Source organism: Herbidospora sakaeratensis (assembly GCF_001570525.1).
Taxonomy (GTDB): Bacteria; Actinomycetota; Actinomycetes; order Streptosporangiales; family Streptosporangiaceae; genus Herbidospora; species Herbidospora sakaeratensis.
In genome coordinates this window covers 267,980-287,609 of the sequence record NZ_BBXC01000015.1, presented here as the reverse complement: position 1 = coordinate 287,609, position 19,630 = coordinate 267,980, and the positions used below count along the sequence as shown (strand labels likewise).

Sequence of the window (19,630 nt, the reverse complement as noted above, 5' to 3'; positions counted from 1 at the left end):
CCAGAAGCGGGCCCTTCCGGAGTGCGCTTGGCACGTTCCGAGAAGGCCCGCTTCGAAAGGGCTACGACGCCGGGGTCGAGACCTCCACCGTCGACGGCGTCACCAGAGGAGACGGCTCGGGCGTCGGCGCCGGGCAGTCGTCGCCGCACCCCGGCGGAGTGGGGGTGGGGGAGTCGGCCGTCGGCGTGGGCGACGGCTTCGTCGGGGACTTGGTCCCGCTCGGGTTCGGCTTGGTCGTCGGGCCGGAGGTCGGGTTGGCCTCCTGCGTCGGGCACTTCGCCGCGACCGCCGGGTCGGGGGCCGGGGTCGGCTCCGGGGTGACGCACGGGTCGGACGACGGCTCGGGCGGCGGCGCGGCCGCGGGCTGCGACGGGGCCGCCGAGGTCGCCGGCGCGGTCGACTCGGGCGCCCGGGTGGGGTTCTGGGTGGTGATCGAGATCCCGGGCTGGTCCTGGGTCGGCGGCGGCTGGGCGGTCGAGCCGGCGCTCGGCAGCTCACCGGCCGGGGTCTGCTCGGTCTCGGGTTCGTTGCCCACGAAGTCGACGCCCACGTTCTCGCGTATCTCGGGAACGGTGACGACCACGATTCCGGCCACCAGGGCGGCGGCGGCCACGGACGCACCTATGCGCCACCACAGCAGACCGCGGAGGCCGCGGTTGTCGATGCGGTGGCGGATTATCTCCAGTCCGTCGGGAGACGGCACGACCGAGTCCGCCTCCGCGCGCATCACACGGCGGAGGAGGTCGCCGTGCTCGTCGGGGGGGATGGTCATGAGAACTTCTCCAGCACTTGACGTAATGAGGCCATGCCTCTGGCGGTGTGACTCTTCACCGCGCCTTTGGAGATGCCCATGGCGTGGGCGATCTCGGCCTCGGAAAGGTCGCCGTAGTAGCGCAGGACCAGCGCCTCGCGCTGCCGCTGGGGCAGGGCGCGCAGCGCCTCGATCACCGCGGTGCGCTCGAGCTCGCCGATGGCGCCGTTCTCGGCACTCGGCGCGTCGGGGAGGCCCTTGGGGGCGTACTTCTCCACGACGGCTCGATGACGCAGCACGGAGCGCGAACGGTTGACGACCGACTGTCGCAGGTACGCAAGTGCCTTGTCGGGATCGCGCAGCCTGCGCCAGGCGCCATGGATGGCGACGAACGCGTCCTGCACGACTTCTTCGGCGCTGGCCACATCGCGGACCAGCAGCACCGCGAGACGCACAAGTGACCGATAGTGGGCGCTGTAAAGCGCCGTAACGGCCATGTCGGCATCCCACCCGACCGGCACCGTGCCCAGCGACCTGTCGGCCACGAGGGTCTCGGTGGTCACATCAGTAGGACGCTCGTCCTTGCCGGAGGGTTTACGCTCTTCCGAATCATTAGGGGGCATGACCCAGTTGTGTCCTCGCCCGACACAGGGGATTGGTTGACGGTGCAGTCTCGCACATAAACCCTATCCGGGCAGATCTTTGCACGGGACGATCCGGGGATTACCGATTGGCAACGCTAGGCTTCCCCCGTGAAGAATGAGTGCCTGTTCTGCGGAATCGTGGCGCGTGAGATACCCGCGACGGTCGTGTACGAGACCGACACCACACTTGCCTTCCGTGACATCAATCCCCATGCCCCCACGCATGTTCTGGTCGTACCGAAAAACCACGTGCGCGACGCGGGGGAACTGGCGGAGGCTGGGCTCGCCGACGACGTGATCAAAACGGCGAAGGCCGTCGCGGTCGCCGAGGGCATCGCCGAGTCCGGTTACCGGCTGGTCCTGAACACCGGGCCCGACTCGGGGCAGAGCGTCTTCCACGCCCATCTCCACCTGCTGGGCGGGGCGCCGCTGACGCTCCAGATGGGGTAGCGGACGGCTACCATTGACAGCGGTTAATAGGGAGGCGAGCAGGCCCGACGAGGCCGCCCATGTCCGAGACGCGCGAAACACAGAAGACCCACGCCAAGGTCGTGATCCCCGACGAGCACGCGATGATCAGCATCCTGGGCTCGCGTGACGAGCTCCTCCGGGTCATCGAGAAGAGCTTCCGGGCCGACATCCACGTGCGGGGCAACGAGATCACCATCACCGGGTCCCCCGACGAGAGCGGTGTGGTCGTCCGGCTGTTCGAGGAGCTGGTCGAACTCGCCCGTTCGGGGGCGCAGCTGACCCCCGACGCGGTCGAGCGCAGCATCTCGATGCTGCGCCAGAGCAACGGCCGGCCGGCCGAGGTGCTCTCGCTCGACATCATCTCCTCGCGCGGGCGCACGATCCGCCCGAAGACGGTCAACCAGAAGAACTACGTCGACATGATCGACAAGCACACGATCGTCTTCGGCATCGGCCCCGCGGGAACCGGCAAGACCTATCTGGCGATGGCCAAGGCCGTGAAGGCCCTGCAGGAGAAGCGGGTCAACCGCATCATCCTGACCCGTCCGGCCGTGGAGGCCGGCGAGCGGCTGGGCTTCCTGCCCGGCACGCTCTACGAGAAGATCGACCCTTATCTGCGGCCGCTCTACGACGCCCTCCACGACATGATCGACCCCGACTCGATCCCGCGCCTGATGGCCGCGGGCACGATCGAGGTCGCCCCGCTCGCCTACATGCGCGGCCGGACGCTCAACGACGCCTTCATCATCCTCGACGAGGCCCAGAACACCTCGCCCGAGCAGATGAAGATGTTCCTGACCCGTCTGGGGTTCAACTCCAAGATCGTCGTCACCGGTGACGTCACGCAGGTCGACCTGCCGGGCGGCACCCAGAGCGGCCTCAAGGTGGTCCAGGACATCCTCGACGGCATCAACGACATCCACTTCAGCCGTCTGACCAGCGCCGACGTGGTCCGCCACAAGCTGGTGGGGCAGATCGTCGACGCCTACGGCCGCTACGACGCCGCGCTGGCGTCCGACCCGCGCGCCAACGGCACCAACCGGCCCAGGGGGCGGCGATGACGATCGAGGTCAACAACGAGTCCGGCACCGAGGTCGACGAGAACCGTCTCGTCGCCCTCGCCGGGCACGTCCTCGGCCAGATGGGCATCAACTCCCTGGCGGAGTTGTCGATCCTGGTCGTCGACGAGGCCGCGATGACCGCCCTCCACGAGCAGTGGATGGGCGAGCCCGGCCCCACCGACGTGCTGGCCTTCCCCATGGACGAACTCCGGCCCGGCCAGGGCCGCAACGACGACGCCTCGCCCGACCCCGCGCTCCTGGGCGACGTCGTCCTCTGCCCGACGGTGGCGGCCCGGCAGGCCGCCGAGGCGGGCCATCCGACGCAGGACGAACTCGATCTGCTGTGCACCCACGGCATCCTCCATCTGCTGGGCTACGACCACGCCGAGCCTGAAGAGCACGCCGAGATGTTCGGCCTCCAGGGCGAGCTGCTGGAGTCGTGGCGTAAGACAGCCCCTTAGGAACCATGAGTAACGGCTGGTTGTTCTCGGCCGTCGCCCTCGTCGTCGGCGGCGGCCTGCTCGCGAGCGCGGAGACCGCGCTCACCCGGATCTCCCGCGTGCGCGCCGAGGAGTTCGTCAAGGACGGACGCCGCGGCGCCAACCCCCTCCAGGCCATCGTGGCCGACCCCCCTCGTTACCTGAACCTGCTGCTCCTGCTGCGGATGAGCTGCGAGCTCGGCGCGACCGTGATCGCGACGCTGCTGTTCATCGACTGGCTGGGCGACACGGGCCAGGCCTACGCGGCGGCGGCCGGGGCCATGATCGTCATCGCCTACGTCATCGTCGGCGTCTCCCCGCGCACGCTCGGGCGGCAGCACGCCGAGCCGATCGCGCTGTTCAGCGCGCCGGTCGTCTATGGCCTGACCCGCATCTTCGGGCCGCTGCCGACGCTGCTGATCCTGCTCGGCAACGCGGTCACCCCCGGCAAGGGGTTCCGCGAGGGGCCGTTCACCTCCGAGGCCGAGCTGCGCGACCTGGTCGACCTGGCCGAGGAACGGCGGGTGATCGAGCCCGACGAGCGCGAGATGATCCACTCGGTGTTCGAGCTGGGCGACACGCTGGTGCGCGAGGTCATGGTGCCCCGCACCGACATGGTCTTCATCGAGCGCCACAAGACCCTCGAACAGGCGTTGTCGCTGGCGCTGCGCAGCGGCTTCTCCCGGGTCCCGGTGACCGGCGAGAACGAGGACGACGTCATCGGCATCGCCTACCTGAAGGACATCGTCCGCCGCATCCAGGAGACCGGCGACGACGAGGGCGCGGTCGAGGAGCTGATGCGCCCGGCGACCTACGTGCCCGAGAGCAAGCCCATCGACGACCTGCTGCGCGACATGCAGGCCCGGCAGATCCACCTGGCGATCGTGATCGACGAATACGGCGGCACCGCCGGCCTCGTCACGATCGAGGACGTCATCGAGGAGATCGTCGGCGAGATCGCCGACGAGTACGACCAGGAGGCCCCCCGGGTCGAGCACCTCGACGACGGCGCGGTCCGGGTCACCGCCCGGCTGGCCGTGTGGGAGCTGGAGGAGCTGTTCGACACCGAGATCGAGTCGGAGGACGTCGACACGGTGGGCGGCCTGCTGGCCCACGCCCTGGGCCGGGTGCCGATCGCGGGCTCCGAGGCGACGGTGGCCGGGTTGCGGCTGACCGCCGACGAGCTGGCCGGCCGCCGCAACCGCATCAGCACCGTGGTGGTCCGGCGGGTCGACGACGACGCGGCGGCGCGCCACTGACTCACCGCCGGGCGCTCGCGTCGGCCCGCATCGGCGGGCACTCGCCGCCCGGCGTGGTGGCCAGCTCGAAGTGCCACATCTCGTTCGCGTACGTCTGGCAGAGGCCGTAGGCGCTGCCGTGCCGGTTGAGCCAGTCGTCGGCGTCGGTCGGTCCGACGTCGACGGCGTCGCCGGTGACGTGGCGGGAGCTGTCGGGGGTGCTGACGTAGCGGCGGGCCTCGCGCTCACTGCCGTACTTCGTGATCGCCTCCTCGTAGAGCTTGCGCTGGTAGCGCTCGCTGCGCCAGGCGGTGGTGAGGAACAACTCGACGCCGTCGGCGGCGGCGTCGCGGGCGGCCTGCCGCACGGCCCGCAGCAGGGCGGGGTCCAGATTGGTGATCGCGGGCGAGCTGGTGTCGAACGGGGAGATGTGCCCGGCCACGAGCCCGTCGGCCTCGCCGACGGCGTCGGCCTGGAGGGGCCCGCAGGCGGTCGTGAGGATGAGCAGCAGGGGCGCCAGCCACCGGTACATGGGGTGAACGTCCGTTCCTGGTCGGCATCGGGTGGATGCGTCCAGGCTGGTCGGCGCAGGTGTCAGTGCCGTGGGCGCCGGGTATGGGCGGGCGCTCGGCCGTGTATCAGTTCAGCCGCACGGTGGCGACCGCGCCGCCGCCGGGGTCGTTTTCGAAGGCGAGGCGGGCCCCGATGACCCGGGCCTGCCCGGCGGCGATGGTCAGCCCCAGGCCGTGCCCCCGGCCGCGCTCGGCCGCGCCGGTCCGGAACCGTTGCGGCCCCTCCGCCAGCAGCGAGGCGGGGAAGCCCGGACCGTGGTCGCGGACGGTGATCGTGGTGCCCTCCACCCGCACCTCGACCGGGGCCCTGCCGTGGCGGTGGGCGTTCACGACCAGGTTGGCGAGGATGCGGTCGAGGCGGCGGGGATCGGTCCCGGCGACCGGGTCGCCGTGCACGGTCACCTCGGCCGGCAGGCCGGTCCGGTGCACGCAGTCGGCGGCGAACCGGCCCAGCGGCACCTCGACCCGGTCGGCCGACTCGGCGCCGGCGTCCAGACGGGAGATCTCCAGCAGGTTCTCCACCAGGACACGCAGCACCCCGACCCGGTCGCGCACCAGGTCGGTCACCTCCCCGTCGGGCAGCAGCTCGGCGGAGGTGACCAGGCCCATCAGCGGGGTGCGCAGCTCGTGGGCGACGTCGGCGGTGAAACGCTGCTCGGCGCGCAGGCGGTCGTGCAGGGCGGCGGCCATCGTGTCGACCGCGGCGGCGATGGCGGTGATCTCGTCGCCGCCGCGCCCGGCCGACGTGCGGGCCTCCAGGTCGCCCTCGGCGACCCGGCGCGCGGTGCGGGCGACCCGCCTGAGGCGGCGGTTGGGCAGTTCGGCGGCCAGCGCCGCCAGCGGCACCGCCAGGCCCAGGACGCCCGCCGAGGCGAGCACGATGTGCCGGTCGAGGGCGCGCAGGTTGCGCAGCTCACCGCCCATGTCGATCTTGACGGCCCCGGTGCCGTCGGCCGCCCACATCCACGGGACGTCGGGGACGCGGTCGTCGTACCAGGTGGCGTAGGCGTCCGGGCCGCCGAGCCGGGAGGCCAGCGCGGGAGGGAGCGGGCCCAGGTCGTCGTCCGGGCCGGCGAGCAGGGCGCTCAGCGCCCGGTCCTGCCCCAGGCTCAGCGAGCGCTCCCAGGTGCTCCGGTGGACCAGCAGGCCCACGGCCAGCGCCACCACGCCGGACGCCACCGCGACCAGGGCGGCGATCTGCCAGCGCAGGGATCTCCAGCGGACCATCTCAGCGCCGCAGCTTGTAGCCGAACCCGCGGACCGTCTCGACCCGGTCGGCCCCGACCTTCCGGCGCAGCCGCTGGACGCACAGGTCGACGACCCGGCTGTCGCCGTCCCAGCCGTAGTCCCACACGTTGCGCAGCAGCGTCTGCCGGTCGAGCACGATGCCGGGGTTGGCGGCGAACTCCAGCAGCAGCCGCAACTCGGTGGGGGCCAGGGAGACCGGCTCGCCCGCGACGTACACCTCCAGCGCGTCGGGGTCGACGGTCAGGTCGCCGAAGACGAGCCGAGGGGTGCCGGGGGCGGGGGCGGCCCGGCGCAGCAGCGCCCGGATCCTGGCCACCAGCACGGAGGTGTCGGCGGGTTTCACCACGTAGTCGTCGGCGCCCGCCTCCAGCCCGGACACCACGTCCAGGGCGTCGCCGCGCGCCGACATCATCAGGATCGGGACGAGGCTCGTCTCGCGCACCCGGCGGCACAACCCGATGCCGTCGAGGCCGGGCAGCATCACGTCGAGCAGCAGGAGGTCGTGGCCGCCGGAGTGGAACCGCTCCAGGCCGGTCAGGCCGTCGGCCGCCGGGTCGACCCGGTAGCCGTAGCGCTCCAGGGCCATGCCGACGCTCTTGCGGATCACCTCGTCGTCCTCGACCAGGAGCACCGAAACCGACATCCGTCTTCCCCACACGCGGCAACAGGTCCGACGCAGAATATGCGCACTCCGCAGCCGTCCCGCCGCGGGCGTGTATCAGCCGTGAATCGACCTGATGGGGTGGACGCGGTACTCGTAGGCGTGCTCGTCGAAGAGTAACCACTCGGTCACGTCGATCCGGTAGAGCCGCTCGCCCGGGGCCAGCCTGACAGGGTCGGGCGACTCGGCGGCGCTCGCCAGGCCCGCGAAGGTCACGCCGCGCCCCGCGTCCGCGATGATCGAACCCGCCACCTTCGGGCGGGCCGCCAGCCCGGCCACCAGCGGGCGGTCGCGGTGGGCGATGAACATCAGCCGGTCGGGCCCGAAGGCCGCGTGGAAGGGCAGGGGGAGGAGCACCGGCGCCCCGTCGCCGTCGACGGCGGACAGGGACATGAGCCGGGCGTTCCCGACGTACTCCTGCAGGAGGCGTCGGTGGTGGGCGGGCGCGGTTGTCACGTGCCAAGGATGCTCACACCCGCTTGGGTGTGTCTTGCATCCGGCGAGGAGTTTCTCCGCAAGCGTTCTTTAAGCGACTTGCAAGTCATCCCCGGCATTCTTGTTCCACGGCGTCCGGGAGGGGTTCGGGGCGCCGCACAAGGGGTCGATCGGTGCGCCGGGAGGGGTTCGCGGCGCACCGGCTGATCTGAGGGGGATCATCGATTAGGGGGCTCTCGTCCGGCGGGAGCCCCCTAATGATGTTTTTAGGCCCGTTGACATCCGGGAATAGAGCCCGGGGGATGTCGACGGGGGGACCTGGAAATGCGCGTGGCGAAATTCACCATCGCCTGCTGTCTGCTCGCCGCCGCCGTCGCCGGGTGCGGATCCGGCCCCGTGGGCGACGCCCGCACCACCCCCCAGGCGCTCAAGATCAAGGCGCTGTTCGCCGACCTCGACGAGATCCCGCGCGGCTTCGCGACCCGCTCGCGGCCGGGCTGGGAGGAGCCCTTCGAACCGGTCGTCCAGGAGTGCCGCCGCCTGTTCAACCTGATGGCCGGCCGGCCCGCCCGCAAGGGCCTGACCGCCGCCACCACCGCCAGCTACCTGGGCGAGGGCGTCGGCCAGACGGCCGCCGTCTCGCTCGCCCTGTACGGCTCCCGCGAGGCCGCCGACCAGATGGACGAACTGGCCCAGGCCTCCCGGAAGTGCACCACGGCCCGCGACCAGGCCCCCGGCGAGGTCAACCGGCTGACCGTGGCCCCGCTCGCGGTGCCGGAGAGCATCCTCGAAGGCGGGGGCGTCGCGCGCCGCCTGGTCGGCCGGGTCGGCGGCTACCCCTACGAGATGCACCTGATCGTGGCCCGCCAGGGCGGGGCGGTGATCGGCCTGGTGAACGGCGGCATGAGCGGCGCCGACGCCCGCACGACCGAGGAACTGGCCCGGTTGGTGTCCCGCAAGGTCGCTACCCTTGACCTGTGACGCTCGACCCTGAAGACGAAAAGATCCTCACCCTGGCGCGGTCGGCCAGGGCCAGGAACGGCACCGCCGAAGGCGCCGCCGTCCGTGACGAGACCGGCCGGACCTATGCCGCGACCGACGTGAACCTGCCCTCGCTGCGGCTGACCGCCGTGCAGGTCGCGGTGGCGACGGCCGTGTCGAGCGGGGCCCAGGGCCTGGAGGCCGCCGCGCTGGTCAGCGACGCCGAGGAGCCTGCCCAGGAAGACCTGGCGGCGGTGGAGGACATGGGCAACGCGATTCTGTTCCACGCGGGCCTCGACGGTTCGCTGAAAGGTCGTTATGTCTGATCGGCCGGGGTCTGCGCACCGTGCGGGGTTCGCCGCGTTCGTGGGGCGGCCCAACGTGGGCAAGTCGACCTTGATGAACGCCCTGGTCGGCACCAAGGTCGCGATCACCTCCTCCAAGCCCCAGACCACCCGGCGGGTGATCCGCGGCATCGTCCACCGGCCCGACGCGCAGCTCGTCATCGTCGACACCCCCGGCCTCCACCGGCCCCGCACCCTGCTGGGCGAGCGGCTCGACAGCCTGGTGCTCTCCACGCTGACCGAGGTCGACGTGCTGGGGTTCTGCGTCCCGGCCAACGAGCCCATCGGCAAGGGCGACCGGTTCATCGCCGAGAAGCTCGGCGCGGTCAAGAAGACGCCCGTTGTCGCGGTGGTCACCAAGTGCGACCTGGCCTCCCGCGAGCAGGTCGCCAAGCAACTGCTCGCGGTGTCGCAGCTGGCGGAGTTCGCCGAGATCGTGCCGGTGTCGGCGAAGGGCGACGACCAGCTCGACGTGCTGGCCGACCTGCTGATCGAGCGCCTGCCCGAGTCGCCCCCGCTGTACGCGGGCGGCGAGCTGACCGACGAGCCCGAGCAGGTGCTGGTCGGCGAGCTGATCCGCGAGGCGGCGCTCGAAGGCGTGCGCGACGAGCTGCCCCACTCGATCGCGGTGGTCGTCGAGGAGATGGGCCCCCGTGAGGGGCGCGACGACCTGCTCGACGTCTACGCGTTCATGTTCGTCGAGCGCGACTCGCAGAAGGCCATCGTCATCGGCCCGGGCGGCTCGCGGCTGAAGGACGTGGGCAGCAGGGCCCGCAAGCAGATCGAGGCGCTGCTCGGCAGCCGCGTCTACCTCGACCTGCGGGTCAAGGTCGCCAAGGAGTGGCAGCGCGACCCGAAGCAGCTGCGCCGGCTCGGCTTCTACGACTGATCGGGCGGCTGACGCCGGCTCGCCAGGGCCAGGCAGGCCAGCGCCGCGACCACGACCGAGGCGCCGAGGCCGGCGAACCAGCCGTACATGATCGTGGGTTCGACCGAGACCAGGCCAGGGATGGCCATCGAGAGGCGGTCGAACCCATGGGGCCTGGTCAGGAACATGGCCAGTGAGAACGCCGCGACCGCGCCCGGCAGGATGGCCAGGCCGGTGATGATGCGGCTGCGGGAGATGCCCAGCGCGCCCAGCGCGGCGGCGACGACGCCCGATCCCATGACCCACCAGCCGGCCGCGTCCTCGGTTCCGTGGACGGCGGTCAGGTCGGCGTTGACGACCCCGAACGTGGCGCTGATGCCGAACCAGGGCAGCACTCCGGTCATGGCCAGGCCGAGCCCCGCTATCACGACGGCCAGCCCCAATAAGGTGCTTGTCCCGCTTCGATCCGGTGTGGGGGGATGTGCGGTTGCCACCTCTCCACCCTAGGCGGCTCGCGCCGGCGAATCTGCCTAAACAGACACGCGGCTTTCTCCCCAGGAGAGGCGGTTCCGGAGTTCGACCGCGTCGGCCGCGAGCGCCGAGACCAGGGTGCCGGGACCGGCCAGGGGGAGCACCGCGACCCCTTCGGCCACCTCCGCCTCCTTGCACTCGGTCGTGATCAGGGTGCTGCCGACGCAGCGGGCCGTGCCGAACACCGCCGGGCTGCCGTCGGAGTCCGGGTCGCCGACGACCAACTCCTGACGGAGCAGGGGGCGTCCGCCGGCCGTCGCGTCGAAGCGGGAGTGGCAGCGGCCCGGCCGTTCGCCGTGGCGGCCGAAGACGATCTCCTCGCGCCAGAACAGGGACGCGTCGGGCGCCAGGGTGACGGCCGTGGTCATCCGGTGGTCGCAGCCCGCCGCCAGGACCGTCGGCTCGGGGGCGAAGACCAGGGAGCCGCCGGAGGCGACGTACACGTGGATCTCCATCAGGGAAGCGCCGGTGCCGGGGAGCACCAGCGTGCTCGCGATGGAGCGGACCGTCAGGGAGGTGCCCTCGGCGACCTCCACGTCGAGTCTCAACCGGTCGCCGCCCAGGGGGCCCGCGCCGGTGCTGACCAGGTGGACCTCTCCGGGGCCCGTCTGGCGCAACGTGATCGGCGGGTCGGAGCGCATCGTCTCGATGCGGGTGCGGCCCCGGTCGTCCAGGCCCGTGCGGAGGATCGCACGGGCCCGGACCAGCGCCTTCGTCATGACAGGTGGCTGTGGGAGTGCTGGTGCCGCCACGACTCGACGACGCCGGACACCCATTCGGCGACCGAGTGGGCGCCCTTGTCCTCACGGATCGAGGTGAACAACACCGGCTTGCCTTCCCGGACGGCCGCCGCGTCGCGGGACATGACCGTGAGGTCGGCGCCGACCATCGGGGCGAGGTCGGTCTTGTTGACCACCAGCAGGTCGGCCGACGTGACGCCGGGGCCGCCCTTGCGGGGCACCTTGTCGCCGCCGGAGACGTCCAGGACGAAGATCTGGCGGTCGGCCAGGCCCCGGCTGAACGTCGCGGTCAGGTTGTCGCCGCCCGACTCGACGATGACCAGGTCGAGGGGGCCGAAGCGCTCCTCCAGGGTCTCGACGGCGTCGATGTTGGCGGCGATGTCGTCGCGGATCGCGGTGTGCGGGCAGCAGCCCGTCTGCACGGCCATGATCCGTTCGGGGTCGATGACGCCGGCCCTGCGCAGGAAGTCGGCGTCCTCGGTCGTGTAGATGTCGTTGGTGACCACGCCGAGGCGGAGCGAGGGCCCGAGGCTCCGGCAGAGCGCCGCGGTCAGGGCGGTCTTGCCGCTCCCGACCGGGCCGCCGATGCCCAGGCGCAGCGCCCGGCCGTGCCCGTCGGGGGCGTCGTGGTGGTCATCGTGGTTAGCTGACAAAGAGCCTTACCTCCGTACGTAGGTGCTGTTCGGCCAGCAGATCGAGAGCGGGGGCGGCGTGCGCGGGTAGCGCGGACCAGTCGTGCTGTTCGGCGATGACCGAGTCATAGGGGAGGTCGGCCAGGACGCGGTGCACGGTCACCGGGTCGAGCCCCAGCAACCTGACCGCGGCGGTGGCCGCACCGGTGACGGACGTGTACGCGGCCGCCATGGCGGCCTGCTCGGGGGTGCACCCGGCGGCCTGCGCGGCGACGCCGAGGGCGATCGGGTGGTGCGCGCCGTCGGGCACTTCCCGGGCCAGCGTCGCGAGCGCCGGAGACGGCCAGATCCTCTTGGCGGTCCTGACCAGCAGGCGGCCCTGGGTGCGGCTGGCCAGCCGCTGGGCGGGCGAGGCGATCCGGGCGTCGGCCTCGGCGTCGAGCAGCCGCCACGCGCTTTCGGCCGCGCCCGTGCTCTCACCCGCGCCCGCGCAGGCGGACCAGGCCAGCGCCGCCGCCACCCGGCCCGCCGTCGCGAGCCGGCCCCGGAGGAACCGCGCCAGGTCCTCGGGGCCGGAGATCGCGCCGACGCGGCACGCCTCCTCCGCGCCGCCCGAATGGGCGTGGCCGCCCGCGGGCAGCCGCGAGTCGGCGAGCAGCAGCAGGCCGGCCAGGCCGGGTGTCGGCGGCTGTCCGGGGGCGCCGTTCATGGCGGGGTCTCCGGAGGCCGTTGCGTCCATGGCCGTTCGCCTAGAAGAGGAAGTAGCGCTGGGCCATGGGCAGGACCTCGGCCGGGGCCGGTTCGATCAGTTCGCCGTCGACCTTCACGGCGAAGGTGTCGGGGTTGACCTCGATGTCGGGCAGGGCGTCGTTGAGGGGCATCGACTCCTTGCCGCGGCTCCGGACGTCGGCCACCGGCACCAGCCGCCGCTCGACCCGCAGGCGGTCGGCGAGGTCGCCTTCGAGGGCCAGCGGCGCGACGAAGTGGACCGAGGTCTGGGAGGGGGCCGCGCCGTAGGCGCCGAACATCGGGCGGGGCAGGACCGGCTGCGGGGTCGGGATCGACGCGTTGGCGTCGCCCATCTGGGCGTAGGCGATCATGCCGCCCTTGACGACCAGGTCGGGCTTGACGCCGAAGAACGCGGGGGTCCAGAGCACCAGGTCGGCGAGCTTGCCCACTTCGACCGAGCCGACCTCGGCGTCGAGGCCGTGGGCGATCGCCGGGTTGATGGTGTATTTGGCGACGTACCGGCGGGCTCTGAGGTTGTCGGCCGGGCCCGCGAGCGCGCCGCGGCGGTTCTTCATGACGTGGGCGGTCTGCCAGGTGCGGATGATCGTCTCGCCGACGCGGCCCATCGCCTGGGAGTCGGAGCCGATCATCGAGATCGCGCCGATGTCGTGCAGGACGTCCTCGGCCGCCATCGTCGAGGGGCGGATGCGGGACTCGGCGAAGGCCAGGTCCTCGGGGATCGACGGGTTCAGGTGGTGGCAGACCATGAGCATGTCGAGGTGCTCGTGGTGGGTGTTGACCGTGTGGGGGCGGGTCGGGTTGGTCGACGACGGCAGGATGTTGCGCTCCCCGGCGACCTTGATGATGTCGGGGGCGTGCCCGCCTCCGGCGCCCTCGGTGTGGTAGGCGTGGATGCTCCGGCCGTTGATCGCCGCCAGGGTCGACTCGACGAACCCGGCCTCGTTGAGGGTGTCGGTGTGGATGGCGACCTGCACCCCGGTCACGTCGCAGACCGCCAGGCACGCGTCGATCGCGGCGGGGGTGGTGCCCCAGTCCTCGTGCAGCTTGAAGCCCGACGCGCCCGCCCGCAGCTGCTCCAGCAGCGCCTCGCTGCTGACGGTGTTGCCCTTGCCGAGCAGGGCGACGTTGACGGGCATGCCGTCCATCGCCTCCAGGATCCGGCCGACGTACCAGGCCCCGGTGACGGTGGTCGCCTTGGTGCCCTCGGCGGGGCCGGTGCCGCCGCCGACCAGGGTGGTCACGCCGCTGGCCAGGGCCTCTTCGACGATCTGGGGGCAGATCAGGTGGACGTGGGAGTCGACCGCCCCGGCCGTGACGATCTTGCCGTTGCCGGCCAGGATCTCGGTCGACGGGCCGATCACCAGGTCGGGGTGGACCCCGTCCATCGTGTCGGGGTTGCCGGCCTTGCCGATGGCGACGATGCGGCCGTCGCGCACCCCGATGTCGGCCTTGACGACGCCCCAGTGGTCGAGGATCACCGCGCCGGTGATGACCAGGTCGGGGGCGCCTTCGGCGCGGGTGGCGCGGGCCTGGCCCATCGACTCGCGGATCACCTTGCCGCCGCCGAACACCGCCTCGTCGCCGGCCCCGGCGGGGCCCATCGCGAGGTCGTCGGTGACCTCGACGAACAGGTCGGTGTCGGCCAGCCGGATCCGGTCGCCCGTGGTCGGGCCGTAGAGCGCCGCGTAGCGGGCGCGGGAGATCTCAGGCATGGGGGTTCCCGTCGAGAGGGCCGGCCCATTCGGAGCGCAGGCCGGGCACGACCCGCTTCCCGGCCATGGGCACCAGGGTGACGTCGCGCTCGACGCCCGGCTCGAACCGGACGGCGGTGCCCGCCGGCACGTCGAGACGGTGGCCCCAGGCGGCCTCGCGGTCGAACTCCAGCCCCGGGTTGGCGGCGGCGAAATGGTAGTGGGAGCCCACCTGGACGGGCCGGTCGGCGGTGTTCACCACGCGCAGGGTCACCCGCTCGCGCCCCGGGTTCAGCGGCACGGGCTCGGCGCCCGGCACGATCTCTCCGGGGACCGTCATGTGATCGGGTGGTGGACGGTGACGAGCTTGGTGCCGTCGGGGAAGGTGGCCTCGATCTGGACGGAGTCCAGCATCTCCGGCACGCCCTCCATGACGTCCTGACGGCGCAGGACCTTGCGGCCCGCGTCCATGAGATCGGCGACCGACTGGCCGTCGCGGGCCCCTTCGAGCAGGAACGAGGCGATGATCGCGGTGGCCTCCGGATGGTTCAGGCGCAGGCCTCGGTCCATCCGGTCGCGTGCGACGCCGGCCGCGACGTGAATGAGCAGGCGTTCCTGCTCGTGTGGGGTGAGCCGCATGGCCGGACCCTAAGAAAGATCGGTTTCAATGGCGTTTCGGGGTGATGACGGACGCGTTTCCGCGTTTTCCGGCGCCGCCGGTCAATGATAGCGCCGTCCGTAGCGTTCGTCCGTTGGGTGAAGTTTCAGTAATCGGCTATTAACCTCCCCGATTTTCCCGGGAAATCGCGCTCGATCACCTTTGCGGCAGATGGGTCGGTGCGGGGGCCGTATCGGCAAGGAGGAAATTCATTGCTTAACGCATTCTTACGGACCGCGGTGGGCGCGGGGCTGGTGCTGGCGCTGGCCGCCTGCGGCGGCGAGCCGACCGAGAGCACGGCCGGTGGCGGAGCCGCGGCGGGCGGAAACACCATCAAGGTCGGCCTGCTGCACTCGCTGAGCGGCACGATGGCCATCAGCGAGGTCACGGTCCGCGACGCCGAGCTGCTCGCGATCGAGGAGATCAACGCCGCGGGCGGCGTGCTCGGCAAGCAGCTCGAACCGGTGGTCGAGGACGGCGCCTCCGACTGGCCGACCTTCGCCGAGAAGGCCAACAAGCTGATCAGCCAGGACAAGGTCGCCACCGTCTTCGGCGGCTGGACGTCGGCCTCGCGCAAGGCGATGCTCCCGGTCTTCGAACGCCACAAGGCGCTGCTCTGGTATCCGGTCCAGTACGAGGGCCTGGAGTCCTCCCCGTACATCTTCTACACCGGCGCGACGACCAACCAGCAGATCATCCCGGGTCTGGACTACCTGAAGGAACAGGGCAAGACCAAGATCTTCCTGGTCGGCAGCGACTACGTCTTCCCCCGTACCGCCAACAAGATCATCAAGGCGTACGCGGCCGCGAACGGAATGACGGTCCTCGGCGAGGAATACACGCCGCTCGGCCACACCGAATACTCCACATTGACCAACAAGGTCGTTCAGGCCAAGCCCGACGCGGTTTTCAACACGCTGAACGGCGACAGCAACGTGGCCTTCTTCAAACAATTGAAGAGCGCCGGCGTGACCGCCGAGTCGATGCCCGTGCTCTCGGTTTCGGTGGCCGAGGAGGAGGTCACCGGAATCGGCGTCGACAACATCGTCGGCCACCCGGTGGCGTGGAACTACTACCAGACCACCGAGAACGCGGCCAACAGCAAGTTCGTGGCCGCCTTCAAGGCCAAGTACGGCGACGCCAAGGTCACCTCCGACCCGATGGAGGCCGGCTACAACGCGGTCTACCTGTGGGCCGAGGCGGTCAAGAAGGCCGGCACCGTCGAGGTCGAGGCGGTGAAGAAGGCGTCCGGCGGGATCGCGCTGGAGCGTCCCGAGGGCCTGGTCACCATCGACGGCGAGACGCAGCACATGTACAAGACGGCTCGGATCGGCATCATCCAGCCCGACGGGCTGATCAAGGAGGTCTGGAACTCGGGTGAGCCGATCAAGCCCGACCCCTACCTGAAGTCGTATCCGTGGGCCGGGAGCCTCGCCTCCTGACGCCGACTTCCCGGGGCGCCCGCGCGCGCCCCGGGACCGTACTTCCAGAAAGGGGGCAGGGTGGAGGGAATCCTCAACCAGCTGCCGATCGGACTGTCGATCGGGGCGGTCCTGCTGCTCATCGCGCTCGGGCTGACGTTCACGTTCGGGCAGATGGGCGTGATCAACATGGCCCACGGCGAGTTCATCATGGCCGGCGCGTACACGGCCTACCTGCTGCAGGACTTCGCCGGCCGGAACGCGGTGCTGGTGGCGCTGCCGGTGGCGTTCCTGGTGGCCGGGCTGATGGGGCTGATCCTCGAACGCGCGGCGATCCGGCACTTCTACGGACGGCCGCTCGACACGCTGCTGCTCACCTGGGGCGTCTCGCTCGTCCTCCAGCAGGTGGCGCGCGACCTGTTCGGCGCGCCGAACGTGCAGGTGCTCTCGCCTGCCTGGCTGCAGGGGGCGCTCGGGCCGATGCCGTACAACCGGCTGTTCATCCTGCTGCTGGCCGTGGGGTCGGTCGTGGCGATCTGGGTCTACATGAACCGGAGCGCGCAGGGACGCCGGATGCAGGCCGTGATGCAGAACCGGCAGCTCGCCGCGACCAGCGGGATCAACACCGGGCGGGTCGACCAGCGCACCTTCTTCATCGGGTCGGGGCTGGCCGGGATCGCCGGGGTCGCGCTGACCCTGATCGGCCCGGTGGGGCCGACGCTCGGCACCTACTACATCGTCGACGCGTTCCTCGTGGTCGTCGCGGGCGGCCTCGGGCAGCTGCGCGGCGCGGTCATCGCCGCGCTCGCGCTGGGGCTGCTGAACTCGTACGCGGAGTTCTGGACCAACGCGAGCCTGGCCAAGGTGATCGTGTTCGCGGTGATCATCGCCTTCCTCCAGTTCCGGCCGCAGGGCCTGTTCGTCCTCCGTTCAAGGGCGCTGACATGACAGCCACACTCGAGAAGCCCCCCGTCACCGAGGCCCCCGTCAAGGAGCCGCGCGACTGGCGCGGCCCCGCCCTCTTCGCGCTCGTCGCGGTCATCGGGCTCGTGGTCATGCCGCTGGTGCTGGAGCCGTTCCGGCTCGGGCTGCTGGCCAAGTACCTCACCTACGCGATCGTCGCCCTCGGCATCGGCCTGGCCTGGGGCCAGGGCGGCATGCTGACCCTCGGGCAGGGGGTGTTCTTCGGCCTCGGCGGCTACGCCATGGGCATGCACCTCAAGCTCAACGACGCCGGCGACGGCCTGCCCGACTTCATGGTCTGGAGCGGCGTCGAGACGCTGCCCGCCCTGTGGGAGCCGTTCCGCAACCCCGTCTTCGCCATCGCCATGGTGGTGGTCGTGCCGGGGGCGGTCGCCTGGCTGCTCGGCACGCTCGTGTTCCGGCAACGGGTGCGGGGCGCCTACTTCGCGATCCTCACCCAGGCCCTCGCGGCGGCCATGGTGATCCTGCTGGTCGGCCAGCAGGGGCTCACCGGCGGCACCAACGGCCTGACCAACTTCTTCGAGTTCTTCGGCCAGGACGTCGCCGCCGACTCGACCCAGCGCGGGCTCTACTTCACCGTCGCGATCGTGCTCGGCGTCCTGTTCCTCGGAGCCTGGCAGCTCCAGCGGTCGCGGTTCGGGCGGCTCCTCCTCGCGGTGCGCGACGGCGAGGACCGGGTGCGCTTCCTCGGCTACAACCCGGCCACCGTGAAGACGATCACCTTCACCCTCTCGGCGGTCATGGCCGGCATCGCGGGCGCGCTGTTCGTGCCGGTCGTCGGCATCATCTCGCCGGCGCTGCTGGGCGTCGTACCGTCGCTGGAACTGGTGGTCGCGGTGGCCGTCGGCGGGCGGTTCGCGCTCGCCGGGGCGGTGCTCGGGGCGGTCCTCATGGGCTACGCCAAGACCTATTTCAGCGAGGAACTGCCCGACGCGTGGCTCTACCTCCAGGGCGCGCTGTTCATCCTGGTCATCGGCCTGGCGCCGAAGGGGATCATCGGGTTCTTCCGCAGGAAGGACGTGACGGCATGACGGCCCTGCTGGAGGTCCGCGACGTCTCGGTCGTCTTCGACGGGTTCCGGGCGCTCGACGGGGTCGACTTCACCGTCGACCACGGCGAGCTCCGCTTCCTGATCGGCCCGAACGGCGCCGGCAAGACCACCCTGATCGACATCATCACCGGCCTGACCAGGCCGACGACCGGCACGGTCAGCTTCGACGGGTCGGTCATCAACGGCAAGCGGGAGCACCAGCGGGTGCGGCTCGGGATCGGGCGCACCTTCCAGACCTCGGTGGTCTTCGAGGAGCTGACCGTCCTGGAGAACCTCGACCTGGCGGCCTCGTTCCGGCGGCCGCTGGTCTCGCTGCTGGCCCGGCGCAAGGGCGTGACCGAGAAGGTCGCCGAGGCGCTGGAGACGACCGGGCTCGGGGAGCTCGCGAAGAAGAAGGCCGGGGTGCTCTCGCACGGTCAGCGCCAGTGGCTGGAGATCGGCATGCTGATCGCCCAGGGCCCCCGCCTGCTGCTGCTCGACGAGCCGGTGGCGGGCATGTCGGCCGACGAGCGGGCCCGGACCGGCGACCTGCTCACCGAGATCGCCAAGGACCACACGGTCATCGTGATCGAGCACGACATGGACTTCCTCCGGCGGTACGCGTCCACCGTCACCGTCCTCCACGAGGGAAAACTCCTGATAGAGGGCTCGGTGGACGAAGTGCGGGCCGATCCGCGGGTACAAGAGGTCTATCTGGGTCGCGCGCGCGAGGAGGCCGCACACGATGTTGTCAGTTGACAGTTTGGAGGCCGGATACGGCCGCGCCCGGGTGCTCTTCGGCGTCGGGCTGGCCGTCGAACCGGGGCAGCTGGTCTGCGTCATGGGCCGCAACGGCGTCGGCAAGACGACCCTGCTCAACACGATCATGGGCGTCATCCCGGCGACCGGCGGGACGGTGACCTTCGAGGGCCACGACGTCACCAAGATGAAGCCCCACGAGAGGGTCAAACTCGGCATGGGGTACGTCCCCCAGGGCCACGAGACCTTCCCCCAGCTCAGCGTCCTCGGCAACCTGCTGGTGACGCTGGAGGCGTCCGGGAACCCCCAGTCGGCGCTCGACGAGGCGCTCGACGTGTTCCCCCGCCTCAAACCGCTGCTGAAGCGCCGGGCCGGCTTCCTGTCGGGCGGCCAGCAGCAGCAGCTCGCCATCGCGCGGGCCCTGGTGACCAAGCCGAAGCTGCTCATTCTCGACGAGCCGACCGAGGGCATCCAGCCGTCGATCATCATCGAGATCGAGGAGGCGATCGAGACGCTGCACGCCTCGGGAATCGCCGTCCTCCTCGTGGAGCAGTATCTCGACCTGGCCATGCGGCTGGCCGATCGCTACCTGATCCTCGACGGAGGCCATGTCGTCCACGCCGGGACGGCCGCCGACCTCCAGGGAGAGGAGGCCCGTAAACTGCTCGCCGTCTGACCGTT

Annotated in this window: 25 protein-coding genes; 12 read left to right on the top strand and 13 right to left on the bottom strand. The window is 70.9% G+C overall.

Translation table 11 applies throughout. The features are described 5' to 3' along the window. Positions 1–61: 61 nt before the first annotated feature. The gene (locus AW271_RS25585; protein ID WP_062340129.1) at positions 62–772 is read right to left on the bottom strand and encodes a hypothetical protein; all 711 of its coding nucleotides are present in this window, start codon (positions 770–772) and stop codon (positions 62–64) included. Next, positions 769–1,248 carry a SigE family RNA polymerase sigma factor gene (locus AW271_RS25580; protein ID WP_051759275.1) on the bottom strand — a complete coding sequence of 160 codons (480 nt, stop codon included), beginning with the start codon at positions 1,246–1,248 and terminating at the stop codon, positions 769–771. Before AW271_RS25580 ends, AW271_RS25585 begins: the two co-directional genes overlap by 4 nt. A gap of 255 nt (positions 1,249–1,503) precedes the next feature. On the opposite strand from AW271_RS25580, the gene AW271_RS25575 reads away from it, so the two are divergent. The 4 genes from AW271_RS25575 to AW271_RS25560 are packed head-to-tail and all read left to right on the top strand — an operon-like array spanning position 1,504 to position 4,665. Then, positions 1,504–1,845, top strand: coding sequence for a histidine triad nucleotide-binding protein (locus AW271_RS25575; RefSeq protein ID WP_062340128.1), 342 nt, complete (start codon positions 1,504–1,506; stop codon positions 1,843–1,845). Between the two features lie 59 nt (positions 1,846–1,904). After that, positions 1,905–2,927 carry a PhoH family protein gene (locus tag AW271_RS25570; protein WP_062340127.1) on the top strand — a complete coding sequence of 341 codons (1,023 nt, stop codon included), beginning with the start codon at positions 1,905–1,907 and terminating at the stop codon, positions 2,925–2,927. After that, positions 2,924–3,388 carry an rRNA maturation RNase YbeY gene (ybeY, locus tag AW271_RS25565; RefSeq protein ID WP_062340126.1) on the top strand — a complete coding sequence of 155 codons (465 nt, stop codon included), beginning with the start codon at positions 2,924–2,926 and terminating at the stop codon, positions 3,386–3,388. The genes AW271_RS25570 and ybeY overlap by 4 nt, the downstream gene beginning before the upstream one ends. Positions 3,389–3,393: 5 nt before the next feature. Further along, positions 3,394–4,665, top strand: a complete 1,272-nt coding sequence (locus AW271_RS25560) for a hemolysin family protein (protein ID WP_062340125.1) — start codon at positions 3,394–3,396, stop codon at positions 4,663–4,665. Position 4,666: 1 nt separating this feature from the next. On the opposite strand, the gene AW271_RS25555 is transcribed toward AW271_RS25560, so the two are convergent. From AW271_RS25555 to AW271_RS25540, 4 genes are all read right to left on the bottom strand, one after another. Beyond that, positions 4,667–5,176 (bottom strand): M15 family metallopeptidase, encoded by a 510-nt coding sequence (locus AW271_RS25555; RefSeq protein WP_062340124.1) that lies wholly within the window; start codon positions 5,174–5,176, stop codon positions 4,667–4,669. A 106-nt stretch (positions 5,177–5,282) separates the two neighbouring features. Next, positions 5,283–6,443 carry a sensor histidine kinase gene (locus AW271_RS42945; RefSeq protein ID WP_062340123.1) on the bottom strand — a complete coding sequence of 387 codons (1,161 nt, stop codon included), beginning with the start codon at positions 6,441–6,443 and terminating at the stop codon, positions 5,283–5,285. A gap of 1 nt (position 6,444) precedes the next feature. Continuing rightward, positions 6,445–7,107: a two-component system response regulator CseB gene (gene cseB / locus AW271_RS25545; RefSeq protein WP_062340122.1), complete on the bottom strand. Its 663-nt coding sequence runs from the start codon at positions 7,105–7,107 to the stop codon at positions 6,445–6,447. Between the two features lie 75 nt (positions 7,108–7,182). Then, positions 7,183–7,581: a pyridoxamine 5'-phosphate oxidase family protein gene (locus tag AW271_RS25540; protein WP_062340121.1), complete on the bottom strand. Its 399-nt coding sequence runs from the start codon at positions 7,579–7,581 to the stop codon at positions 7,183–7,185. 303 nt (positions 7,582–7,884) lie between these two features. Between AW271_RS25540 and AW271_RS25535 the strand changes: the two genes are divergently transcribed. The 3 genes from AW271_RS25535 to era are packed head-to-tail and all read left to right on the top strand — an operon-like array spanning position 7,885 to position 9,774. After that, positions 7,885–8,541 (top strand): hypothetical protein, encoded by a 657-nt coding sequence (locus AW271_RS25535; RefSeq protein WP_062340120.1) that lies wholly within the window; start codon positions 7,885–7,887, stop codon positions 8,539–8,541. Beyond that, entirely contained in the window at positions 8,538–8,867 is a 330-nt protein-coding gene (locus AW271_RS25530) for a cytidine deaminase-like protein (protein WP_062340119.1), read from the top strand. The genes AW271_RS25535 and AW271_RS25530 overlap by 4 nt, the downstream gene beginning before the upstream one ends. After that, positions 8,860–9,774, top strand: coding sequence for a GTPase Era (gene era / locus AW271_RS25525; RefSeq protein ID WP_062340118.1), 915 nt, complete (start codon positions 8,860–8,862; stop codon positions 9,772–9,774). Before AW271_RS25530 ends, era begins: the two co-directional genes overlap by 8 nt. Here era and AW271_RS25520 read toward each other — a convergent pair. The 7 genes from AW271_RS25520 to AW271_RS25490 all read right to left on the bottom strand — a co-directional run bounded on the left by AW271_RS25520 (position 9,765) and on the right by AW271_RS25490 (position 14,736). Beyond that, positions 9,765–10,196 carry a hypothetical protein gene (locus AW271_RS25520; RefSeq protein WP_062340117.1) on the bottom strand — a complete coding sequence of 144 codons (432 nt, stop codon included), beginning with the start codon at positions 10,194–10,196 and terminating at the stop codon, positions 9,765–9,767. The genes era and AW271_RS25520 overlap by 10 nt on opposite strands. Before the next feature lie 87 nt (positions 10,197–10,283). After that, positions 10,284–11,003: an urease accessory protein UreD gene (locus tag AW271_RS25515; protein WP_062340116.1), complete on the bottom strand. Its 720-nt coding sequence runs from the start codon at positions 11,001–11,003 to the stop codon at positions 10,284–10,286. Next, positions 11,000–11,677 carry an urease accessory protein UreG gene (gene ureG / locus AW271_RS25510; protein WP_062340115.1) on the bottom strand — a complete coding sequence of 226 codons (678 nt, stop codon included), beginning with the start codon at positions 11,675–11,677 and terminating at the stop codon, positions 11,000–11,002. The genes AW271_RS25515 and ureG overlap by 4 nt, the downstream gene beginning before the upstream one ends. Next, positions 11,667–12,395, bottom strand: coding sequence for an urease accessory protein UreF (locus tag AW271_RS25505; protein ID WP_245653193.1), 729 nt, complete (start codon positions 12,393–12,395; stop codon positions 11,667–11,669). The genes ureG and AW271_RS25505 overlap by 11 nt, the downstream gene beginning before the upstream one ends. A 10-nt stretch (positions 12,396–12,405) precedes the next feature. After that, positions 12,406–14,118, bottom strand: a complete 1,713-nt coding sequence (locus AW271_RS25500) for an urease subunit alpha (RefSeq protein WP_062340113.1) — start codon at positions 14,116–14,118, stop codon at positions 12,406–12,408. Continuing rightward, positions 14,111–14,437: an urease subunit beta gene (locus tag AW271_RS25495; protein ID WP_062340112.1), complete on the bottom strand. Its 327-nt coding sequence runs from the start codon at positions 14,435–14,437 to the stop codon at positions 14,111–14,113. Before AW271_RS25495 ends, AW271_RS25500 begins: the two co-directional genes overlap by 8 nt. Continuing rightward, complete coding sequence (locus AW271_RS25490) at positions 14,434–14,736, bottom strand: urease subunit gamma (RefSeq protein ID WP_062340111.1); 303 nt, start codon at positions 14,734–14,736, stop codon at positions 14,434–14,436. Before AW271_RS25490 ends, AW271_RS25495 begins: the two co-directional genes overlap by 4 nt. A gap of 231 nt (positions 14,737–14,967) precedes the next feature. On the opposite strand from AW271_RS25490, the gene urtA reads away from it, so the two are divergent. The 5 genes from urtA to urtE are packed head-to-tail and all read left to right on the top strand — an operon-like array spanning position 14,968 to position 19,625. Further along, positions 14,968–16,197, top strand: coding sequence for an urea ABC transporter substrate-binding protein (urtA, locus tag AW271_RS25485; protein ID WP_157554625.1), 1,230 nt, complete (start codon positions 14,968–14,970; stop codon positions 16,195–16,197). A gap of 60 nt (positions 16,198–16,257) precedes the next feature. Then, positions 16,258–17,124, top strand: coding sequence for an urea ABC transporter permease subunit UrtB (gene urtB / locus AW271_RS25480; protein WP_062340109.1), 867 nt, complete (start codon positions 16,258–16,260; stop codon positions 17,122–17,124). Continuing rightward, positions 17,121–18,191 (top strand): urea ABC transporter permease subunit UrtC, encoded by a 1,071-nt coding sequence (gene urtC / locus AW271_RS25475; RefSeq protein WP_083977201.1) that lies wholly within the window; start codon positions 17,121–17,123, stop codon positions 18,189–18,191. Before urtB ends, urtC begins: the two co-directional genes overlap by 4 nt. Then, complete coding sequence (gene urtD, locus AW271_RS25470) at positions 18,188–18,949, top strand: urea ABC transporter ATP-binding protein UrtD (RefSeq protein WP_062340108.1); 762 nt, start codon at positions 18,188–18,190, stop codon at positions 18,947–18,949. The genes urtC and urtD overlap by 4 nt, the downstream gene beginning before the upstream one ends. Then, the gene (urtE, locus tag AW271_RS25465) at positions 18,936–19,625 is read left to right on the top strand and encodes an urea ABC transporter ATP-binding subunit UrtE (RefSeq protein WP_062340107.1); all 690 of its coding nucleotides are present in this window, start codon (positions 18,936–18,938) and stop codon (positions 19,623–19,625) included. Before urtD ends, urtE begins: the two co-directional genes overlap by 14 nt. The last annotated feature ends 5 nt before the right edge of the window (positions 19,626–19,630 follow it).